The organism is Acinetobacter sp. yr461 (assembly GCF_900110445.1).
In the GTDB taxonomy this organism is placed as follows: Bacteria; Pseudomonadota; Gammaproteobacteria; order Pseudomonadales; family Moraxellaceae; genus Acinetobacter; species Acinetobacter calcoaceticus.
In genome coordinates, this window is record NZ_FODU01000004.1 from 164376 (window position 1) to 186574 (window position 22199).

The 22199-nt window shown below is 38.4% G+C and carries 17 protein-coding genes; 10 read left to right on the forward strand and 7 right to left on the reverse strand.

All coding sequences use genetic code 11. The annotated features are described in order from the left end of the window. Positions 1–2: 2 nt before the first annotated feature. The 6 genes from BMW38_RS08975 to BMW38_RS09000 all read right to left on the reverse strand — a co-directional run bounded on the left by BMW38_RS08975 (position 3) and on the right by BMW38_RS09000 (position 8140). Positions 3–1997 carry a MacB family efflux pump subunit gene (locus tag BMW38_RS08975; RefSeq protein WP_092707352.1) on the reverse strand — a complete coding sequence of 665 codons (1995 nt, stop codon included), beginning with the start codon at positions 1995–1997 and terminating at the stop codon, positions 3–5. 2 nt (positions 1998–1999) lie between these two features. Next, a complete protein-coding gene (locus tag BMW38_RS08980) occupies positions 2000–3340 on the reverse strand; it encodes a MacA family efflux pump subunit (RefSeq protein WP_092707354.1) in 1341 nt (446 codons plus the stop codon). Positions 3341–3447: 107 nt separating this feature from the next. Next, positions 3448–4437: a DNA polymerase III subunit delta gene (holA, locus tag BMW38_RS08985; protein WP_092707356.1), complete on the reverse strand. Its 990-nt coding sequence runs from the start codon at positions 4435–4437 to the stop codon at positions 3448–3450. Between the two features lie 18 nt (positions 4438–4455). Next, positions 4456–4965, reverse strand: a complete 510-nt coding sequence (gene lptE, locus BMW38_RS08990; RefSeq protein WP_092707358.1) for an LPS-assembly lipoprotein LptE — start codon at positions 4963–4965, stop codon at positions 4456–4458. A 27-nt stretch (positions 4966–4992) separates the two neighbouring features. Next, entirely contained in the window at positions 4993–7617 is a 2625-nt protein-coding gene (gene leuS / locus BMW38_RS08995) for a leucine--tRNA ligase (protein ID WP_092707360.1), read from the reverse strand. Positions 7618–7804: 187 nt separating this feature from the next. Next, the gene (locus BMW38_RS09000) at positions 7805–8140 is read right to left on the reverse strand and encodes a DUF4124 domain-containing protein (protein WP_092707362.1); all 336 of its coding nucleotides are present in this window, start codon (positions 8138–8140) and stop codon (positions 7805–7807) included. Positions 8141–8642: 502 nt separating this feature from the next. On the opposite strand from BMW38_RS09000, the gene BMW38_RS09005 reads away from it, so the two are divergent. The 5 genes from BMW38_RS09005 to BMW38_RS09030 all read left to right on the forward strand — a co-directional run bounded on the left by BMW38_RS09005 (position 8643) and on the right by BMW38_RS09030 (position 15525). Continuing rightward, entirely contained in the window at positions 8643–10367 is a 1725-nt protein-coding gene (locus BMW38_RS09005) for an acetolactate synthase 3 large subunit (RefSeq protein ID WP_092707364.1), read from the forward strand. Then, positions 10367–10858: an acetolactate synthase small subunit gene (gene ilvN / locus BMW38_RS09010; protein WP_001215920.1), complete on the forward strand. Its 492-nt coding sequence runs from the start codon at positions 10367–10369 to the stop codon at positions 10856–10858. The genes BMW38_RS09005 and ilvN overlap by 1 nt, the downstream gene beginning before the upstream one ends. Before the next feature lie 31 nt (positions 10859–10889). After that, positions 10890–11906: a ketol-acid reductoisomerase gene (gene ilvC / locus BMW38_RS09015; RefSeq protein ID WP_004641176.1), complete on the forward strand. Its 1017-nt coding sequence runs from the start codon at positions 10890–10892 to the stop codon at positions 11904–11906. A gap of 331 nt (positions 11907–12237) precedes the next feature. Beyond that, positions 12238–14292, forward strand: a complete 2055-nt coding sequence (locus BMW38_RS09020) for a bifunctional diguanylate cyclase/phosphodiesterase (protein WP_092707366.1) — start codon at positions 12238–12240, stop codon at positions 14290–14292. Positions 14293–14964: 672 nt separating this feature from the next. Next, positions 14965–15525, forward strand: a complete 561-nt coding sequence (locus BMW38_RS09030; RefSeq protein WP_092707368.1) for a TetR/AcrR family transcriptional regulator — start codon at positions 14965–14967, stop codon at positions 15523–15525. A 274-nt stretch (positions 15526–15799) separates the two neighbouring features. On the opposite strand, the gene BMW38_RS09035 is transcribed toward BMW38_RS09030, so the two are convergent. Then, a complete protein-coding gene (locus BMW38_RS09035; protein ID WP_092707370.1) occupies positions 15800–16372 on the reverse strand; it encodes a TetR/AcrR family transcriptional regulator in 573 nt (190 codons plus the stop codon). A gap of 323 nt (positions 16373–16695) precedes the next feature. Here BMW38_RS09035 and BMW38_RS09040 point away from each other — a divergent pair, with 323 nt between their 5' ends. The 5 genes from BMW38_RS09040 (at position 16696) to BMW38_RS09060 (ending at position 22141) form a co-directional block, all read left to right on the forward strand. Next, a complete protein-coding gene (locus BMW38_RS09040; RefSeq protein ID WP_092707372.1) occupies positions 16696–17559 on the forward strand; it encodes a hypothetical protein in 864 nt (287 codons plus the stop codon). Between the two features lie 232 nt (positions 17560–17791). After that, positions 17792–19384 (forward strand): peptide chain release factor 3, encoded by a 1593-nt coding sequence (locus tag BMW38_RS09045; protein WP_005044796.1) that lies wholly within the window; start codon positions 17792–17794, stop codon positions 19382–19384. Positions 19385–19453: 69 nt separating this feature from the next. Then, positions 19454–20296 (forward strand): hypothetical protein, encoded by an 843-nt coding sequence (locus tag BMW38_RS09050; protein WP_092707374.1) that lies wholly within the window; start codon positions 19454–19456, stop codon positions 20294–20296. Positions 20297–20387: 91 nt separating this feature from the next. Next, positions 20388–21329, forward strand: coding sequence for an RsiV family protein (locus BMW38_RS09055; RefSeq protein ID WP_092707376.1), 942 nt, complete (start codon positions 20388–20390; stop codon positions 21327–21329). Further along, positions 21329–22141 carry a TatD family hydrolase gene (locus tag BMW38_RS09060; protein WP_092707378.1) on the forward strand — a complete coding sequence of 271 codons (813 nt, stop codon included), beginning with the start codon at positions 21329–21331 and terminating at the stop codon, positions 22139–22141. Before BMW38_RS09055 ends, BMW38_RS09060 begins: the two co-directional genes overlap by 1 nt. The last annotated feature ends 58 nt before the right edge of the window (positions 22142–22199 follow it).

The following is a 22199-nucleotide window of genomic DNA, read 5'->3' on the forward strand; positions in this document are numbered from 1 at the left end:
CCTTATTCTCGTGATAGTGCTGCAACTGGGTCGAGTTTTGCGGCATTCTTGGCTGGTAAGAAACCAAAAACGACACCAATCAGTGTTGAACACACAAATGCTGCAATAATAGAAGTGCTTGAATAAGCCACGCTAAAGTTACCGCCAGCAAATTTATTAATAAGTTGTCCAAGGCCTAGGGATAGTAAGACACCAAGCACACCACCAATTAAACAGACTAAAATTGCTTCAATAAGAAATTGCTGCAAAATATCACTTTGACGTGCGCCTACAGCCATACGTACACCAATTTCCTGAGTACGTTCAGTCACAGAAACCAGCATAATATTCATTACCCCAATACCACCAACGACCAGTGAAATTACAGCAATTGCTGAAACCAGAAGGGTCATTGTGCTGGTCGTTTTCTCAATGGTTTGACGGATACTGTCACTGTTCATAGTGAAAATATCTTGTGCACCGTGGCGCTGGGTTAATAAGTTTACAATCGCGTTTTCTGCGGCTGTAGTTGAATATTTGTCATTAATACGAACCACGATATTGCGGACATTAGACTGACCTAACATACGGCTCATTACGGTTGTATAAGGCATATAGACATTTAACGTGTCGTCTGAGCCCATGCCGCTTGTTTGCGGTTCTACAACCCCAATGATGCGCGCTGGTACACTACCGAGTAGGACTACTTGGCCAATTGGATTGCTACCATCGCCAAAGAATTGTTTTTGCGTATTGGTATCAATCACCACATCTTGTGAGCGATCACGCACACTACGTTGATCAAAAGTTTGCCCATCTTTAAAGACCAAACCTTTTACATCGAAATAATCATTACTCACACCATTAATGGTGGCGTTTGCTTCATTCTGTTGATAGCGCATAGTCTTGGATGTACTGACCATCGGACTGACTGCGCTAACATAAGGTTGAGTCATTAATGCATCAGCATCGGCAGGAACCAATGTTTTAAAGCTTGCGGTTTTAGAGTTGTCACCAAACCCGCGGCCCTGAAATACGGTAATCGTATTGGTTCCTAGACTACTAATATTGCTTAAAATTTGTTGTTGAGAGCCTTTACCTAGAGCGACCACCGTAACAACAGATGCAATACCGATAATGATCCCAAGCATGGTTAAAAAAGTACGCATGCGATGAGCATTCATAGACAGTAAAGCCATTTGAAAAGCTTCGGATAAACGGTCTAAAGTAGAACGCCATGCAGAAATACTTTTGCCTTTCTTCTGTTTACCTTGTAAAGCAGGAGCGGCATCAGGATCAGACTTGATCGGTTCGGCTGCTTGATCTGGAATATTAGGACGGTCACTAATAATTTCTCCGTCACTAATCTCGATAATACGAGTTGCATTTTTTGCAACTTGCATATCGTGTGTCACCAGAATAATAGTATGACCAGCAGCATTGAGTTCACGCAAAATACGCATAACCTCAACGCCACTATGAGAGTCGAGTGCTCCTGTTGGTTCATCCGCAAGGATGACATCTCCACCATTCATGAGGGCACGGGCAATAGAAACACGTTGTTGCTGACCACCAGAAAGCTGACTTGGTCTATTAAGTGTTTTAGTGCCTAACCCTAATTCAGTAAGTAGAGCTGTTGCGCGTTGTTTACGCTCAGAAGGGGTAACACCTGCATAAACTGCTGGAACCTCAACGTTACCTTCAGCAGATAAATCACCAAGCAAATGGTAGCGCTGGAAAATAAAACCAAAATATTCACGGCGTAATCGAGCGAGCTGATCTGGCTCTAACTTACCAGTCTCTTGTCCACTGACTTTGTAACTACCACTAGTAGGGCGGTCTAAGCAGCCCAAAATGTTCATGAGCGTTGACTTACCCGAACCAGACTGGCCGACAATGGCAACCAGTTCACCTTCGTAAATGGTAAGGTCAATGCCTTTTAAAATTTGTATTGTGCTTTCGCCAGCAGGGAATTCCCGGACCAGATTGCTGACTTCAAGCAAAGCTTGTTTTGTCATGCTTACATTCCCATTGGGCCACTACGGCGACGGTTATTACTACTATTTGCTGATGCAGCAGAAGTATCTGCACTATCGGCAATCACAACTTGATCACCTTGTTTTAAGCCCGCAAGAACTTGCGCATTTACCCGGTTGTTAATGCCAACCAAAATCTGAGTCGGTTTAGTTGTGCCATCGGCTTGTAATATGCGGACAACGCTTAAAGTTAATTTACCTTGTTCAATTAACTGTTTTTGCTCAGCAGTTAGGTTAAGACGCTCTAAACGAGCCCCATTTCCTTGAGATTTTTTAGCTGCTTCAGGTGTAGAGCTTGCTTTATCAGAAGACTGACCTGATTTTCTTTGACCTGAAAATTGTTTAGAGCTGAGCGCTGATGAAGGAACGAGCAAGGCATTTTTAGCCGAGTTTAATACGATATAAACTTGTGCAGTCATATCAATACGCAATTTACCATCCGTGTTTGGCACATCAAACAAAGCATTATAGTAAACGGCTGAGCTTGTAGTTGAACTGGTGGTATTTGTTGATTCGCTAGAAATTGAATCTGGAGCAGGCTCAATTTGACGTAAGGTTGCGTAACGCTTAGTGTCTTCACCTAAGGTAGTGAAATAAACCTGTTGGCCTTTCTCAACTTTCATAATGTCAGCTTCACTGACTTGAGCCTTAATCGTCATATTTTGTAATTTTGCAATTTTGACAATTGTTGGCGCACTTTGGTTTGCGTTTACCGTTTGACCTTCTTCAGTCACAATTGCGACAACCGTACCATCAGTTGGAGCAAGAATACGTGTATAACCAATATTGGTTTGCGCCGTAGATCTAGTCACTTTTGCAGATTCAATTTGCGCATCTAATGCTTTGATTTGTGCTTGAGCTGTTTTATAGCTTGCTTCAGCTGATTCTAAATCTGCGCGTGGTGTTGCATCTTGCGCATACATTTGTTGCTGACGGCGGTACTCAAGTTGTTTTTCATTCAAAGAAGCAACTTGTTGAAGACGCTGCGCTTCTAAATTCTTAATATTCGCATCAGAAGTTTTTAAACTATTTTCTTGGGTCGTTGAGTCAATTTGCGCAATAAGTTGACCTTGCTTAACCTGATCGCCTAGTTGTACATACATCTTTTTAACCTGACCAGATACCTGTGCACCGACACTAATCAGTTTGGTTGCATCAAGTGTACCCGTTGCAAGTACATTATTTTCAATATCCCCGCGCGTTACCTCGGCAGTAATATATTGTGGCTGCTGCTGTTTTGGCTTGAAAAACTTCCAGGCTAATACAGCAATAATGACTATACAGACGATGATAATAACAAGTTTGATTGGCTTTATTTTTGGCATGGCGAGAGGTCGAAAAGTTTAAAATTTAATTTAGTATAAAAGCGAAATGAGGATAAAACGTGAATTTTTATGATATTTCAGGAATGATGAAAAATGATTGAGCCGAATTATTGTATAAATAGTGTTTTCCCACATAATTCAGCAATCGCTTGCTGCATTAAATGTTCTGCATTTTCGTTCGACATTCCTTTAATTGCTGCATCAATTTGCAATAGAAGGGTAGACCAGCCTAGAAACTGTTGCGGATTTAGTCTTCTTAAGGCTTGTTGATATAAACCAACCTTTGTTTTCCATATACCAAGCTGTAGGGCGTTATGAGGTTGTTCAAACAATTGCATCAACAAGCGCATTTCTTTACTTAAAGTCCATAAAATCAGACTATCTGGTTCGCCTGCTGCAATTAAATATTGAAAAATCTTAATAGATTGGCCAAGGTTGCCTTCTAATAAGGCATCACTTAAATCATAGGTGGTATAACGAGATTGATCTTGTAAACAAGCATACAATTGCTCAATTTGAATAAGTTTCTGATCTGGGAAAGTATCTCTTACACGCATCAAGCTGTTTTTAGCTGCTAATAAGTTGTGCTCATGATGTTGCATTAACCACTGCCAAGCATCATTGTCGAGTTGGATCTCTAACTTTTCTGCTTCTACGTTTAAAATACGTTGACGGTCTTGTGGGTAGTTTGCCGTTAAGGAAACAACAACACCATTTGCTTCAACAACTTGAAAAAAAGCAGATTTTAAGCTGCTACTATCTTGTTTGGGTAAAACAATTAACAGCAGATTATGTTCATTATGTTGTATATAACTTTTAAGTTGTTTTAAGCCATTCGCATCAGGTTTTATATTGCCATGTACTTCAATAGCAAGCTGTTGAGAAAATAAAGATAAGCTATTAAGTGCGTTAAAGACATTTTTCCAGTCGCTCACGCTACTAATATCATAGCGCTGTCTTTCAACTTCTTGTTGTTGCCAGCTTTTGCGAAAGGCATCTAATAAATTTTGTTCTAATAAGGGCTCTTGCCCATGCAAAATCCACGCACCCCGAGCTTCCGGAGTACGTTTTAAGGCTTGTAAATAGTCAATTTTCATTGCAGGCAAAAATACAGATTAAGGCTGAGCTTTTGGTAAACGATTTGCTGAAATCTGACGAGTAATTTGTTGTGCAATATCATCAATCACAATATGTTGTAAGTAAGTTTCTTGCTGATTTTCAGTGTTGACTGTTGCCAAGTCATATTGATAACTACGAGATGCAGTTAATGAGCGTGGTTCAGTAATTTTATTACCCTGACGATCTTCAATCTGGAAGGTTACGGTTAGGCGTAATAATACTTCTGTCAGTTTTCCATTTAAAAGCTGACGACGTGGTGTGTATTCCAAAACACGAAGTACATAGGCATCACTATCATTACTGAATTGAACACCATTGGCAGCCAAATACACTTTTAACTGCGTTTCCAAATCATCAGTTTTAGCTGGTAACTCAAGGCTTAACTTTTTATAAACAAGCGGAGTCGCAGTCGGGTTGGTTCCTTTTAAATGAAATCCACACCCGACTAAGCCTGCACTAAGGCCTAAGGTTAAAACAACAGCGGCTAAACGTTTGGCTAAGTGCATGCTTGATCCTCTCATTAATAACTTTAATTAAACCACGAGGTTAACTAGTTTATTTGGAACCACAATTTCTTTTTTTGTTGGTCCGGTTAAGAATTGTTGAACTTCTGGTAGAGCTTTAGCTTGAGCTAATAGATCTTCTTTAGAAATATCAACAGAAACTTCAAGTTTACCGCGAAGTTTACCGTTAACCTGTACAACAATCGTTTGTGTATTACGTGTTAACGCAGAAGCATCCACTTCAGGGAACGTTGCTGCTGTAACATCTGTACCAAATTGAGCCAATAAAGTTTGGCTTAAATGTGGTGCAAACGGTTCGAGCAAAGTTAAAAGTGTAGTGATCGCTTCACGTTCTACCGCAATGTCGTTGTCATCTTTTGCTTCAAACTTGTTGCTCGCATTTAATAACTCCATTAAAGCAGCAATAGCGGTATTGAATGCATGACGACGTTCAATATCATCACTTACCTTTTGAATGGTTTCGTGTGTTTTACGACGTAAATCTTGAGCATCCTTAGACAAGTTTGCAGTATCGATTGTAGAAGTTGAGTTTCCTTTTTCAAGGAAGCCTGCTACAAGACGCCATACACGTTTCAAGAAACGGTTTGCACCTTCAACACCTGCATCAGACCATTCTAAAGATTGATCTGGTGGTGCAGCAAACATCATGAATACACGAGCAGTATCTGCACCGTATTGATCAATAATCGCTTGCGGGTCGATACCGTTGTTTTTCGACTTAGACATTTTTTCTTGTCCGCCGATGACCACTTCTTGACCATCACCTGAATATTTTGCAGAAAGAATACGACCTTTTTCATCGCGCTCTAACTCAATATCAGCTGGGTTAAACCAAGTTTTCTTACCATTTTCTGCTTCACGGTAGAAGGTATCTGCAAGCACCATGCCTTGAGTTAACAAGTTGGTAAATGGTTCATTACCTTGTACAACGCCTTCATCACGCATTAATTTGTGGAAGAAACGTGCATAAAGTAAGTGAAGAATCGCGTGCTCAACACCACCGATGTATTGGTTCACAGGAAGCCAGTTTTGAGCTGCTTCAGGTTTAACCATACCACCAGTAAAGTCTGGAGAAGCATAACGTGCATAGTACCAAGATGACTCTACGAAAGTATCTAAAGTATCTGTTTCACGACGTGCATCGCCGCCACAACAAGGACATTTAGTTTCATAGAATTCAGGCATTTTATTAAGCGGATTGCCTGAACCATCTGGTACAACGTCTGTTGGTAATACAACAGGAAGTTGATCTTCAGGTACTGTGACTTGACCACAAGTGTCACAGTTAATCATTGGAATTGGACAACCCCAATAACGTTGACGAGATACACCCCAGTCACGTAAACGGAATTGAACTTTAGAATTTGCCAAATTTTGTGGTTCTAATTTTGCAAGGAATGCATCAAAAGCAGCTTGGAATTCTAAACCGTCAAACTCGCCAGAGTTAACAAGTTTACCTTCTTTAGAACCGTACCATTCTTGCCACTGGGTTGCAGAGTAGTCTGCATCGTCAGCGCCTTTAGCATCAATGACTTGCTTGATTGATAAATTAAACTTGTTAGCAAATTCAAAATCACGTTCGTCATGTGCAGGCACAGCCATAACAGCGCCAGAGCCATAAGACATTAATACGTAGTTTGCAATCCAAACAGGAAGCTCTTCACCAGTTACAGGATGTTTTACAAACAAGCCTGTTGCCATGCCTTTTTTCTCAGCTGTCGCCAAGTCCGCTTCTGCAACTGAACCCATGCGGCATTCTTCATTAAATGCAGCCAATTCAGGGTTAGTTTCAGCAGCTTTAAGTGCAAGCGGGTGTTCTGCCGCAACGGCAACATAAGTCACACCCATAAGCGTGTCGGCACGAGTTGTATAAACAGTTAAACCGTCAGCATAAATTTCAGTATTGGCAGATGGGAACGTAATTTCCATGCCAGTAGAGCGACCGATCCAGTTACGTTGCATGGTCAACACTTGTTGAGGCCAGCCATCTTGTAGGGTGTCAAGATCGTCTAATAATTCTTGTGCATAATCCGTAATACGGAAGTAGTACATTGGAATATCGCGTTTTTCAACCAATGCACCTGAGCGCCAGCCACGACCATTTTCAACTTGTTCGTTTGCCAAAACTGTTTGGTCAACCGGATCCCAGTTTACTGTTGAAAGTTTACGGTAGATCAGGCCTTTTTTATAAAGCTGAACAAATAACCATTGTTCCCAGTGATAATACTCTGGTGTACAAGTTGCGAACTCGCGATCCCAGTCTACAGATAGACCCAATTTTTTTAATTGGTCACGCATGTAAGCGATGTTTTCAAATGTCCATTTTGCTGGAGCAACTTTATGAGCAATTGCTGCGTTTTCAGCAGGTAGACCGAATGCATCCCAACCCATAGGTTGTAGCACGGTTTCGCCTTTTAAACGGTAGAAACGGCTAATTACATCGCCAATTGTATAGTTACGCACATGCCCCATATGCAGCTTGCCGCTTGGGTAAGGAAACATTGAAAGGATGTAGCGATGTTTACCTTCGACAGTGTCGGCAACTTTAAAGACTTTACGATTTTCCCAATCTTGTTGAACTGATGGTTCAATCGTGTTTGCTTGATATTCGGGGTCAATGTGAGAAATAGTCATAGACGTAAGCTATACAACGAAAATTGAAATGAAAGATTGCTGCACAGCATAGCGCAAAATAAGGGGAAATGTCAGTTTTTAGATCAGGATTTTATCTTTTAATATGAGCAATAAACATTTCTCAATCTATTCTTCTTTATTTTAAATAATAGAAGAGTAGTGAAAATATTCACCACTCTCATTGTGGTTACCGTGCTGCTGCGGATGGGGCGGGCGGAACTGGTACAGCGGGTACGCCTTTTTCCTGTTCTACCTTAGCTGTTTCTTGCACTACTTTATCTGTTTTATCTTGAGGTTGTTGTTCTGAGGTGGGTGTCGAATTTTTTACGGATGGTTGGCTGCCGTAAGTCGAAACTTTGTTCAAATGTTTTGCACTCTTAGGTGGCGGAGTCGTGGTGTAATGTGTAGAGCCACTTTTATCCATCCATTTATAATATTGCTGTGCCTGACTTTGACTTGAGCAAATTAAAATTACTGTTGTTACTGCTGTATACAAGCTTGTTTTTAAATAAGATAAATTCATATCAGATCTTCCCCAAAAAACTGACTATATTTAAATAAAGTTTATAAATAAGCAATTTACAATGTATGGTTTTATATAAAAAAGAATAATTATTTTTAATAAAAGGGATTGGAACTACCAAATTTATGATTTAATTTTAGATTAAAAAAGAAGCAGCTAAAAATTTTTATGGAAAAACCTTTTCTTTAATCTTGACTTTAGTGAATTAAACAACAAAAATGCTTCCTTTAGTTTTATATGCGATTATTTGATCACCCTTCGAATAACCGTCATGTTTTGTAATAGACATTCTCTCTAGCCGAGAGATTGATTTTACTTAAAGTATGTATATCCAGACATGCTTTATTAATGTTAAAAAAGCTTATACGGCTGAAAAACAGAAATTTTTCTATTGCAACGAAAACTAGACAATATGTGTGCTATAACAGTGCAGACAATTCAATGAATGAAACACTATTTGTGCCTTCCATAAATAGTGATAAAGATTTTAGGGTGAATCACGTTGGAACTTTTATCTGGTGGTGAAATGCTCGTTCGTGCTCTTGCGGACGAAGGCGTTGAACATGTTTTTGGTTATCCAGGCGGCGCTGTATTACATATTTATGATGCGCTATTTCAACAAGACAAAATTAATCATTACCTCGTACGTCATGAACAAGCTGCTGGTCATATGGCAGATGCTTACTCGCGTGCTACAGGTAAGACTGGCGTAGTACTGGTCACTTCTGGACCTGGCGCAACTAATACTGTGACTCCAATTGCAACAGCTTATATGGACTCAATCCCAATGGTGATTTTGTCTGGCCAGGTTGCATCACATCTTATTGGTGAAGACGCTTTCCAGGAAACGGATATGGTGGGTATTTCACGTCCTATCGTGAAACACAGCTTCCAAGTTCGTCACGCAAGTGAAATTCCTGCAATTATCAAAAAAGCATTTTATATTGCATCAAGTGGTCGTCCTGGCCCAGTTGTAATCGATATTCCAAAAGATGCGACAAATCCTGCAGAAAAATTTGCGTACGAATATCCTGAAAAAGTGAAGATGCGTTCTTATCAGCCACCTTCACGTGGTCATTCTGGTCAAATTCGCAAAGCGATTGATGAGCTTTTAAGTGCTAAACGCCCTGTAATTTATACTGGTGGCGGTGTTGTTCAAGGTAATGCATCTGCATTATTGACTGAGTTGGCTCATTTGTTGGGCTACCCAGTGACAAATACACTTATGGGTCTTGGTGGCTTCCCTGGCGATGATCCACAGTTTGTGGGCATGTTGGGTATGCACGGTACTTATGAAGCAAACATGGCGATGCATAATGCTGATGTCATTCTTGCAATTGGTGCACGTTTTGATGACCGAGTAACCAATAACCCTGCAAAATTCTGTGTGAATGCCAAAGTTATTCATATTGATATTGATCCGGCGAGCATTTCAAAAACGATCATGGCGCATATTCCGATTGTAGGGGCGGTTGAGCCTGTACTTCAGGAAATGTTGACGCAATTGAAACAATTGAATGTGTCTAAGCCTAACCCTGAAGCAATTGCTGCATGGTGGGATCAAATTAATGAATGGCGTAAAGTTCATGGCTTGAAGTATGAAACACTGGCTGATGGCACGATGAAGCCACAGCAAGTTGTTGAAGCTTTATATAAAGCGACCAATGGTGATGCCATCATTACTTCGGATGTGGGTCAACACCAAATGTTTGGTGCGTTGTATTACAAGTACAAACGTCCACGTCAATGGATTAACTCAGGCGGATTGGGCACCATGGGCGTAGGTTTACCTTATGCAATGGCAGCCAAGTTAGCTTTCCCAGATCAACAGGTAGTTTGTATTACCGGTGAAGCTTCAATTCAGATGTGTATTCAGGAGCTTTCAACTTGTAAGCAATACGGTATGAATGTGAAGATCTTGTGCTTGAATAACCGTGCTTTAGGTATGGTTAAACAGTGGCAAGATATGAACTATGAAGGCCGTCACTCAAGCTCATATGTTGAATCATTACCTGATTTTGGCAAGTTAATGGAAGCATATGGTCATGTGGGTATCCAAATTGATCATGCTGATGAACTAGAGTCGAAGCTTGCTGAAGCAATGGCAATTAATGATAAATGTGTATTCATTAATGTCATGGTTGATCGTACAGAACATGTTTATCCAATGCTGATTGCAGGTCAGTCAATGAAGGATATGTGGTTAGGTAAAGGGGAGCGTACATAATGAGACATATTATTTCTGTACTCGTTGAAAACGAAGCTGGTGCGCTTTCTCGTTTGGTGGGTTTATTCAGTCAACGTAACTACAACATTGAAACGTTGAATGTAGCTCCAACCGAAGACCCAACTTTATCACGTCTGACGTTAACTACTTATGGCGATGACCATAAGATTGAACAGATTACAAAGCAGCTCAACAAACTTGTTGAAGTTGTAAAAGTAGTAGATTTATCAGAAGGTTCACACATTGAGCGTGAACTGATGTTGATTAAAGTAAAAGCTTTAGGTGCTTCACGTGCTGAAATTAAGCGAACAGCGGATATTTTCCGTGCGCAAATTGTAGACGTGACACCAACTACCTATACCATTCAAATAGCAGGGACAACTGAAAAATTAGATGGTTTTATCGATGCGCTTGCAGAAAACACTATTCTAGAAGTCGTTCGTTCAGGTGTATCTGGTATCGCCCGTGGCGAAAAAGTATTAGCCATTTAATTTTTTAAAAGTATTTTAGCGGAGAACACAAATGCAAATTTTTTACGATAAAGACTGTGACTTATCAATCATCCAAGGCAAGAAAGTAGCGATTGTTGGTTACGGCTCTCAAGGTCATGCTCATGCACTTAACCTTAAAGACTCAGGCGTAGACGTAACTGTAGGTTTACGCGCAGATTCAGCTTCTTGGAAGAAAGCTGAAAATGCTGGTCTTAAAGTTGCAGAAGTTCCTGCTGCTGTTAAGCAAGCTGACCTCGTAATGATTTTGACTCCAGATGAATTCCAATCACAACTTTACCGTGACGTGATTGAGCCAAACATCAAAGAAGGCGCAACTTTAGCATTTGCTCATGGTTTCTCAATTCTTTATAACCAAGTTGTTCCACGTAAAGACTTAGACGTAATCATGGTTGCTCCGAAAGCACCTGGTCACACAGTTCGTTCAGAATACCAACGTGGTTCAGGTGTTCCTGACTTAATCGCAATTCACCAAGATGCTTCTGGTAATGCACGTAACGTTGCTCTTTCTTATGCTTCAGGTGTAGGTGGCGGCCGTACTGGTATTATCGAAACTTCATTCCGTGAAGAAACTGAAACTGATTTGTTCGGTGAGCAAGCAGTTCTTTGTGGTGGTGCGGTTGAACTCGTGAAAATGGGCTTCGAAACTTTAGTTGAAGCTGGTTATGCACCAGAAATGGCTTACTTCGAATGTTTACACGAACTTAAATTAATCGTTGACTTGATGTTCGAAGGCGGTATCGCTGACATGAACTATTCAGTATCTAACAATGCTGAGTATGGCGAATATGTAACTGGTACTGAAGTAATTAACGAACAGTCTCGTGAAGCAATGCGTAATGCATTGAAACGTATTCAATCTGGCGAATACGCGAAGATGTTCATTCAAGAGGGTGCATTAAACTACCCATCTATGACTGCTCGTCGTCGTCAAAATGCTGCGCATGGTATTGAAGTAACTGGTAATAAGTTACGTTCAATGATGCCTTGGATTCAAGCAAACAAAATCGTAGACAAAGAAAAGAACTAATTTTCTTTTTCTAAAAAAGCTTTAAAAGAACCCTGCATTAAGCAGGGTTCTTTTTTTATACTGTTTTTATTTGAATATGAAAAAGAGCCATTGAGTCAACTTGACTGGATTTAATAAATTCTATATTTTTCATATAATTGGCTGCTTATTTTTTATTTAGTCTATTGATTTATAAAGTAAAAAATACTTGACCAAAAGATAGATAATGTTATTGTTTATAACTGACTGAATAAGTCAAATTTACTAAAATTTCTTTAACATGTTTAATTGTATTTTGGGCAATGAGTTGAACAAAATAAAAAAAAGTATTGAATAATCATGGAAGTCCATTATGGGTCATGTTGATTACGATAGCACATTGATCGTCGGCTCTTTTATTGCAGCTGGCCTCATTTGCTATCTCGTGATTTCCATGGAACAATTAATATTCAAGCAAGTCTATAAAAAATTTGAGTTTTTAATCTTATTTATCAATGGATTATTGCTGGCATCGGCAATTAGCATTGTTCATATTATTGGTATACAAGCTTATCATTTGTTTGAAACAGTCAACTCGAATATTCCTTTAATTACTGTTTCATTTGCCATTAGTGCTTTGCTATCGTGCATTGCCATGTGGTTGACTTCACGTTTTACGCTACCTTTATTCCGGCTCATTTTAAGTTCTATTATTATGGGAATCGGAATTTCAGCTTCATATTACATTAGTATGTTGGGCTGGAATATTAATATCTATAAAAAAGATTACACCTCTTTCTTGCTATTATTTTCTGTATTAATTGCGATGAGCGGTTCAGGGCTGGCATTTTTATTAGCCTATAAATTAAAAGATACCGAACGTCATCGCTTAACTTTAAAAATTGCCTTTTCGGTTATGATGACCTTAAGTATTATGGGAATGCACTATACGGCGCTCATTGCGACGAATATTACTGATAAATTTATTAGCCAATATCAGGCTGAACATGACCTATTATTATTTACGATTATCTTGGTCACATGTTTGGTACTGGTCGCAAGTTTTATTGTTGCGATGTTGGAGCAGCGCCTCACTCAACAAAATTTAGAGTTGCGTAAGGCAAATAAAGAATTAGCAAACCTCTCTATACAAGATAATTTAACTAAACTGCCAAACCGTCTTTACTTGGTTGATTATGCAGAAGTATTACTTTCAGATCATCGTTATAAAGACCAGAAAATTGCTTTTTTATATATTGATTTAGACCGATTTAAATCGGTTAACGATGCTTTTGGGCATCATATCGGTGATCAATTACTCATTCAAATGGCGAACCGTTTGCATTGGCAACTCAATGAAAAATGTAAGCTGCTTAGGATTGGTGGTGATGAGTTTTTGCTTATTGCAGAAAATACAAATGCAGACGAAGCAGTTATTTTGGCCGAGAAAGTTTTACAACTGATTCAGGAAAGCTATCAAATTTCTGGTAAGGAAATTAATATTTCTGCAAGTTTGGGCGTAGCACTCTTTCCTGAGCATGGACAGAATGTTCAGGACTTACTCATGAATGCTGATGCCGCCATGCTCATGTCTAAGGAACAAGGCCGGAATACGTATACCATCTTTAGTTACTCAACCCATCAACAAGAAACCAGAAGTCAGTCGAAACTGATCAATGATCTTTATAAAGCCGTAGAAGAAAAACAGTTCATCTTATATTACCAACCAAAATTTAATACCAATCTTGAAGTTTGTGGGGTTGAGGCATTAATCCGTTGGAATCATCCAGCCTTAGGAATACTTACACCGCATATGTTCATTGAAGGTGCGGAAAAAACGGGTTTGATCATTCCAATGGGGTATTGGGCGCTTGAGCAAGCTTGTCTGCAAATTCAGGAGTGGGAGCGCAGTAACACGCCATTTTATCCAGTCGCTGTGAACTTATCGGCACTACAATTCGAAAATAAAAAGTTATTTAGTACACTCGAAGCATTATTAAAAAAATATCAAATTCAACCTCATCACTTAATTGTTGAGATTACTGAATCAACTGCAATGCGGCATATAGACTTGAGTATCCGAGCTTGTGAGCGGTTACGTGACATGGGAATTCGTGTTGCCATTGATGATTTTGGAACAGGGCATTCGAGCTTCTTATATTTAAAAGACTTACCTGTAGATGAATTGAAAATTGACCGTGGCTTTATTGTTGATTTAAAACCGGGTTCAAAAGAAGAAGTTATTCTAGAAAGTATTATTCATTTAGCGAAAAAGTTAGGTTTAACCGTAACGGCAGAAGGCGTGGAAACCCAGCAGCAGGTTGAGATTTTAACCCGTTTAGGATGTCAGCAATTCCAAGGTTATTTATTGGGAATGCCTGTTCAGGTTGATCAGCTCATTGAGTCTCAAGGTGCTCATTCGGCTTAGTCTTAATGGATAGATTAGGCTACTCCAACTTTCTAAACGACTGATGACTGATTTCTCAATAACTTTTCAATTTAAATTATTTGATTATATATAATATTTAAAATAATAATTAAGTTAATCTAATGAAAAACAATAAGAAATTTAATAACTTGTCATAAAAGCTACATTGACACCTGTAAACTCTCAGATTATCCTTTGCAAGCTGGCCTACATTGCCAGTCGGTTTTAGCAGACCGTGATGAAAGATCGCATCAGAGTTATTCCGTCTGAGGGATAGTCTTATGCGTAAACTCCTCGTCTCCTCCCGTAGCGGTAGGACGGGAGAGGGACACCCTCGGGTGTGCTGGTTAAATCTTTCACCAGTCTGCTAACCCTCTTTCGTTCTGCCACCATAATTCTTAATTAATGCTTTGGCAGAACTCCCAATCTAAAGGAGTTGGCTATGCATTCTATTTTTATACCTCCACACTAGTCTATAGCGCGGTTTGATGACCTTTGGGTTTTCAAGCAGTAGCTCTCACGACCAAGAAAATCATATCAACAATAAAACTTGAGATGCGCTGAGGCAGTCTTTAGAGGGCCTTTGCATGCCTTTTTTTGCTTAAAACAAGAGCCTAGGCAGTTTTATCTCATTGAGACACAACAAGAACTTATTTTTATAACGGTAAAACTATGCAACATTTAGATCTCCCATTTCGTGCTTTAAGCGTGCTTCATTCTGCAAGATATCTTTTTAATAATTATGGTTTTCACAAAGTCGGGGTAGACCGAATTATTGAAGCAGCAAAACTCCCCAAAGCTACCTTTTATAATTACTTTCACTCAAAAGAAAGGCTCATTGAAATGAGCTTAACCTTTCAAAAAGATGGTTTAAAAGAAGAGGTACTTTCAATCATTTATGTTCAGAAAGACTTAACCGTAATTGAAAAACTCCGCAAAATTTACTTCTTACATGCAGATTTAGAAGGCCTTTATCATCTGCCATTTAAAGCTATTTTTGAAATTGAAAAGCATTACCCAAAGGCCTATCAAGTAGTGGTTGAGTACAGAAACTGGCTCATTAGCGAGATTTATAGACTGCTTTTAACAAAGAATTCAGAGGCCTCAAAAGAAGATGCACACATGTTTTTATTTGTGGTGGATGGGGCTATGGTTCAGCTTTTAGGTGAAAACAGTGTGGATGATAGAGATGTATTATTGGAGTATTTCTTAAAGAATATCACGGTGGATTAATAATATATAAATGTGCATAGTTATAAGTGGTAAAGGTTTAGTTATTCTTAATAAAACTCTTATTTTAACTCCTTAAATTTATATAGATTATAAAATTAAAATAAAGAAAATGAGAGCAGCTCCTGTGTTTAAACTAGCAGGGGCTTTGCTTTTATAGGGTTGTAACAAAAAGTTAGATAGATTTTATCAGTAGAGCTGTAATTTATGCTCTACTCGTTTTTTTAATGATATTTTAATTCTTCTACAAAACACCTAAAACTATTAAATTGATATATTAAGCGGCGGAACACGCTTGAGTTTCTTCAAAATTAATAAGCTTTGTTATATAAGACCATGTTTGTTCAGAATTAATTTTTGATTTATTTATTGTGCCATCAATAATGATGCCATCAATAATATTAAGAAAAAGACTGGTAAGTGTATGGGCATCTTTAATTTCTAATTCTAGAAATGTTGAGAAAACCAATTTGTAAATCCATTCTCGATATTTATTAACCTGATCTTTAATAGATGGGTACAGTTGTAGAACTTCAATGGTGGCTTTTTTAAATAAACAACCATTGAAATCCTCTGTATTAATCCAGTCGATATACCAGTTAAAAATGCTTTTAAGTCTAATTAAAGGATTGTTAATATTATTAATTTTTCCTAATATTGAAGATTGTATTTCTAAATTTCTTTCATGAAGACACTCTTCAATTAAGTTTTCTTTAGAAGAAAAGTACTTATAAAAAGTCATTTTTGCCACATTGGACTCAGCAATAATCTTATCAACACCAACAGATGTATAGCTCTTCTGGTTAAAAAGGGATGTTGCTGTTGTTATAATATTTTCTCTTTTTGTCATCGGGTTCACCGTCGCGAATATTTTTGATTAACTTTGCTATTGTAAGTGTTAAAGCTTAAATAAAACTTATTTTATAATATTTAAAAAACTATATTTATTCAATAGTTTGGTTAACCTTAAAAAATAATATTTTATGTATTTAGTTGGCAATAATTTACTTTTTTAAATATTATTAATTAATCCATTGATTTGTTGAGTTAATAGACATAATATCAGGTTGTTAAGGATGGGTATATGGATTTTATTTTAGCAACTGAATGCAAATTGAAATAAAGGGAATTCCCAACTTAACTATAAGAAAAAACTTTTTATTGAGAATGATTATGTCAAAAAAATTTGAAGATTTTAATAATCCACGAGAAAAAGCATTGCAGGGGATGAAAAATAGTATTCCTGCAAAACAATGGGAAGAAAATTTAAAATTTCTCAAACAGTTAAGAAATAAAATTGCAGAATTACCAGTTTGTAAACATCCTGCAATTGAAATGTTAAATCATGGTTATCTAGATAAGGATACTTTAATTCATATTCATTTAGAATATCGTCATGCAATTGTACAGATTTTTACTGATGCTTTATTACAAGCGCAGTTCCAAACAAAACAACTGGAACCAAAACTCCATTCTGGAGCTAAAATGTTTCCACGGGTATTATTAAGTTTAAATGTACTTGATGAATTCGGTTTTAGACCGGGATTAGGTAAAGATGATTATTATTTGGGGAATCCTGAATATGCTCATTATCCATTGTATGAAGATTTACTTAATGATTATGGTCTAACGGAAGATGATCGCCGTAATTATAAAGCTTCACAAGCCGCAGATCAGGTTCGTTCATTTTTAGAATCTTCTTATGATAGTTATATCAATGTAGTTGCATTGTTAGCAGTTGCCGAAGAAGAGGTTATTCTTTTTAGTCCTCCATTACGTGAGGCGACTAAATTTGTGAATATCGATGTTGAAGGTGGTGGCTATTACCATGTGCATGGTGTATCTACTGATGAAACGTCTGAGGCAGCTGATGATGACCATCAGGATGACCTTTGGTTTGCGTTAGCACAAGCAATTACAAAAGATGATTATGAAGGCTTAACTAAGCTATGTATTGATTATTGTGCATTATGGAATGAGTTCTGGGATGTACAAATTGCCGATGTGCAATTTATTGAAGAAAAGAAACTAGCTTAAGATATTCTGCTAAGTCCTAAGAAAGCCCATCCACAATCGGATGGGCTTTTTTGATTGTAAAATCTCTAATGAGCGAAGTTGTATTCTCAAAAAATGTTCAAAAATCTTATGAGTGACTGATGGCATATCAACAATCATTAAACACTTCTATAAATCTGCTACAATTACGCCAATTTTTATTTTGATCGACTTTAGATCTTTGGCACTGCAATCTCCGCAGTAGGTGTATTTCATGAGTTTTAAAGATGAGTTAGCGGCACAGGTTGCTCAACGCCGCACATTTGCCATCATTTCCCACCCCGATGCCGGTAAAACCACCATGACAGAGAAATTACTGTTATGGGGTAAAGCAATTCAGGTTGCAGGGATGGTAAAAAGCCGTAAATCTGACCGCGCAGCTACATCTGACTGGATGGAAATGGAAAAAGAGCGTGGAATTTCTATTACCACGTCTGTTATGCAGTTTCCATATAAAGGTCATACCATTAACTTACTCGATACACCGGGACATGAAGATTTCTCGGAAGATACGTATCGTACCCTCACCGCAGTTGACTCTGCGTTAATGGTGATTGATGGTGCAAAAGGTGTCGAAGAACGTACTATCAAATTGATGGAAGTGTGTCGTATGCGTGACACGCCTATCATTTCATTCGTAAACAAGATGGACCGTGAGATTCGTGAGCCACTTGAGCTACTTGATGAAATTGAAAATGTCCTCAATATCCGCTGTGTACCTATTACATGGCCATTAGGAATGGGCCGTGATTTTGCTGGTGTATACAACATTATTGAAAATAAATTGTATGTCTATAAAGCAGGTTTTGGTTCAACCATTACAGATATTGAAGTACGTGATGGCTATGATCATGCTGATATTCGTGAAAAAGTAGGTGATTTGGCTTGGGCATCTTTTGAAGAATCGCTTGAGCTCGTACAAATGGCGAATGAGCCATTAGACCGCGAACTTTTCTTACAAGGTAAACAAACTCCGGTTCTATTCGGTACGGCATTAGGTAACTTTGGTGTTGACCATGTACTAGATGCTTTCATGGGCTGGGCACCTGAACCTAAAGCGCACCCTACACAAGAGCGTGTAGTTGATGCGAAAGAAGAAGGTTTTTCTGGTTTTGTATTTAAAATTCAAGCCAACATGGACCCGAAACACCGTGACCGTATTGCCTTCATGCGTATTTGCTCGGGTAAATATGAAAAAGGTTTAAAGATGAACCACGTGCGTCTTGGTAAAGATGTCCGCATTAGTGATGCTTTGACATTCCTTGCTGGTGAGCGTGAACATTTAGAAGAAGCATGGCCGGGCGATATTATTGGTTTACATAACCATGGCACGATTCAAATTGGTGATACTTTCACAAGTGGAGAAAATCTGCACTTCACAGGTATTCCTCACTTTGCGCCAGAGATGTTCCGTCGTGTGCGTTTAAGAGATCCATTAAAGTCAAAACAATTGCAAAAAGGTTTGAAAGAGTTGTCTGAAGAAGGGGCGACTCAGGTATTTATGCCGCAAATCAGCAATGACTTGATTGTTGGAGCGGTAGGTGTGCTCCAGTTTGACGTGGTTGCTTATCGTTTGAAAGAAGAATATAAGGTTGACTGTGTTTATGAGCCTGTAAGCGTTAATACAGTTCGCTGGATTCACTGTGATGACGAAAAAATTCTGAATGAATTTAAGAAGAAAGCACATGACCAACTTTCTATAGATGGTGGTGGACACTTAACGTATCTTGCTCCAAGCCGAGTGAACTTGCAGATTATGCAAGAGCGTTGGCCTGATATTCAGTTCCGTAATACACGTGAACACTGATCATTTTAATGTGACAAACAGCTTCGAATAGAAGCTGTTTTGTTTTGAAAAATAAAAAAGGATGATGAAATGAACTTGAGTAAAAAGACAATTATTGCGCTGGTGGTTGCAGTCGTAACATTAATTTCTGCTATTTCTATTTTTGTCTGGAAAAGCTCTCAGTCTTCATCATCTTCTCAAACGAAACTAGCAGGTACCCAAACTCAAAATATTGAAAAAGCTGAAGTATTACCATTTCTTAACTTGCAACAAGTAAAAGCCGATTATGCTTTGCCATTTTGTGAGAAGAAAAATTGTATTGATGTTGATATTCAAACGATAAAGACCCAAGACGCGTGGATAAATGACTGGATCGCGAAAAGTCAGACAAAAGTGATCCAAGATCAAATTGATTTGAAAAAAGACTTAAGCTTGCAGCAGGCGATTAATGCCTATGTAAAAAAGTCTGATGAATGGCAAGATAAATATTCAAAGAATCGGGCTTACGAATTACATCTTCATACACGTATTGCTTCGCAGCGTAATCAATATGTTTTATTGCAACTGGGGCTTGATACCAAGCAAGAAGAGCTCACGATTAAAGATCGTTATTACTTTTTTGTTGCCGATCGAAAGCTTCATAAAAGTTTAAGTTTGTTAGATGTTTTAAAAAAAGATCAACAAACAGCTATGCATCAAATCGTGCAGATTGCCTATCAGGACTGGTTGAAAAAGCAGCCTGTTGAGGTAAGAAAAGAAGCACCCAAAACTTTATATTGGGGACAAGCTGATTGGTTCTTTGATGGTGAAGGCATTGGACTGCATTATCAGGCAAACCAAATTACAAAAGAGGCACCACAGCTCGATATTTATTTATCTACAGAACAAACAAAAAAAATATTACAACCCGAGGTTTATGAACAAATGTTTTAAGATGGTAGCAGAATTTGCAACCTCTATTTATATGCGCTAATTTCTTAGAAAAGGCACTGCGTAATCTCCTTAGAATAAAAGGCAAAATATGATGTTATCTTCTAAAGTTTCACTGCGATTAACTTTGCTTGCTTCTGCTATGTTTTTGGTGGCATGCCAACCTAAAGCCGATCCTAAGGATTCTCAAGAGCAGCAGAAACCAGCAGTTGAAGAACAAAAGCCAGTAGAGCTGACTTTGAAGGGCGAAACAGTTCCGAGTAAGGTTGCTTTACCTGATTGTGATGGTAAAACTTGTCCCGAATTTACAGTTGAGCGTTTACAGAGTAATTTTCCATTTATTGATAAAATTGTAGATCAGCAAATCTTAAAGACTCTAGATCAAATTTTAGAAATTGCTGAACCCGATGCTAAAGTGAAGCAACAAGATCAAAAAACAGAAGCTTCAGCAGTTGCGGGTGCAGAGCAAAAAAATAGCTTTGATGCACAGGTTCAACGTTATGCGAATTCATTTATTGGTCTGGACAATGAGTTAAAAGCTTTAAGTAGTAGTCATCAAATTAATCTTTTAGTTAAACCTAAGATTTTGCAGGCTCAAGGTAAAGTGGTCACTGTTGTACTTAATAGTAGTAGCTATTTGGGTGGTGCTCATGGTTCTGCTGCACAGCATTACTATAATTTTGATTTAAAAGAACAAAAGCAGATCAAGCTTGAAGACTTGTTGCGTCCACAGCAAAAAGCAGCGTTAGAGAAGTTGGCGCATGAAGCCTTTAAGACTTGGGTTACAGACTCTAAACTGGCTGATAATGTCGGTGATTATGAACAAGCTTGGCCATTTAAATTATCCGATAATTTCTTATTGGGTGAACAAGGTTTAATTCTTCAATATGGTGAATATGAAATTGGACCATATGTGGTGGGATTACCTCGATTAGTCATTCCGTATGATCAATTACAGGAAGTCTTGAAAAAAGAATATTTGCCGCAGCCTAAGTCGCAACCAGCTTCAGCACCTGTTGCAAAAAGTGGAAGCTAATGCATCTGTTTGATACACATACGCATTTTGATGTTGCCGATTTTGATGAAGATCGGCAACAGTTAGCGCTTAATGCCAAAAAAGCTGGGGTTGATGCACTGGTTTTAATTGGTTTTGTGCAGTCGCGTTTTGATGAATTGCTACAAACGCATCATCAGTTAAATAACTGGGAAAATGTACCGACTTCATATTTAGCACCCGGCTTACACCCTTTTTATATTGAGCAACACCAGCCAGAACATCTTTCTCATCTTGAGCAAATTTTGCAGAAAGAACAATGTGTGGCAATAGGTGAAATTGGTTTAGATACTTTCTTAAAAGAGCATAAGCAGCCAGATATCTATGCGAAGCAAAAACAATATTTTGCCGATCAGTTAGAGCTTGCAACCCAATATCAAAAGCCAGTGCTTCTCCATATTAGAAAAGCACATGGCGATGTACTCGCAATATTAAAAGCTCAGAAATTTAAACTGGGTGGAATTGCGCATGCTTTTAGTGGTGGCATAGAGGAAGCAAAAGGTCTCATTAAACTGGGGTTCAAAATTGGTGTGACTGGGCAAATTACTAATCCGAATGCAAAAAAACTTCATACGGTTGTGCAGGCTATAGGTGCAGAGCACTTGGTGATTGAAACGGATTGTCCCGATATGACCCCACTTTGTTGCCAAACCACAACTGAAGAGCGTACCCGTAATACCCCAGTTAATTTACCTTATGTTTTGCAAAGTTTGGCAGAAAACCTAAACATATCAGCGTCAGATTTGGCCGTACAGCTTTGGGGAAACTCGCTCTCGGCGTTGAAATTATCGTAATAAAAATCAAAGATTAGAAATAGTAACTAAAACAAAACACAGCGATTAGAAAAGAAGC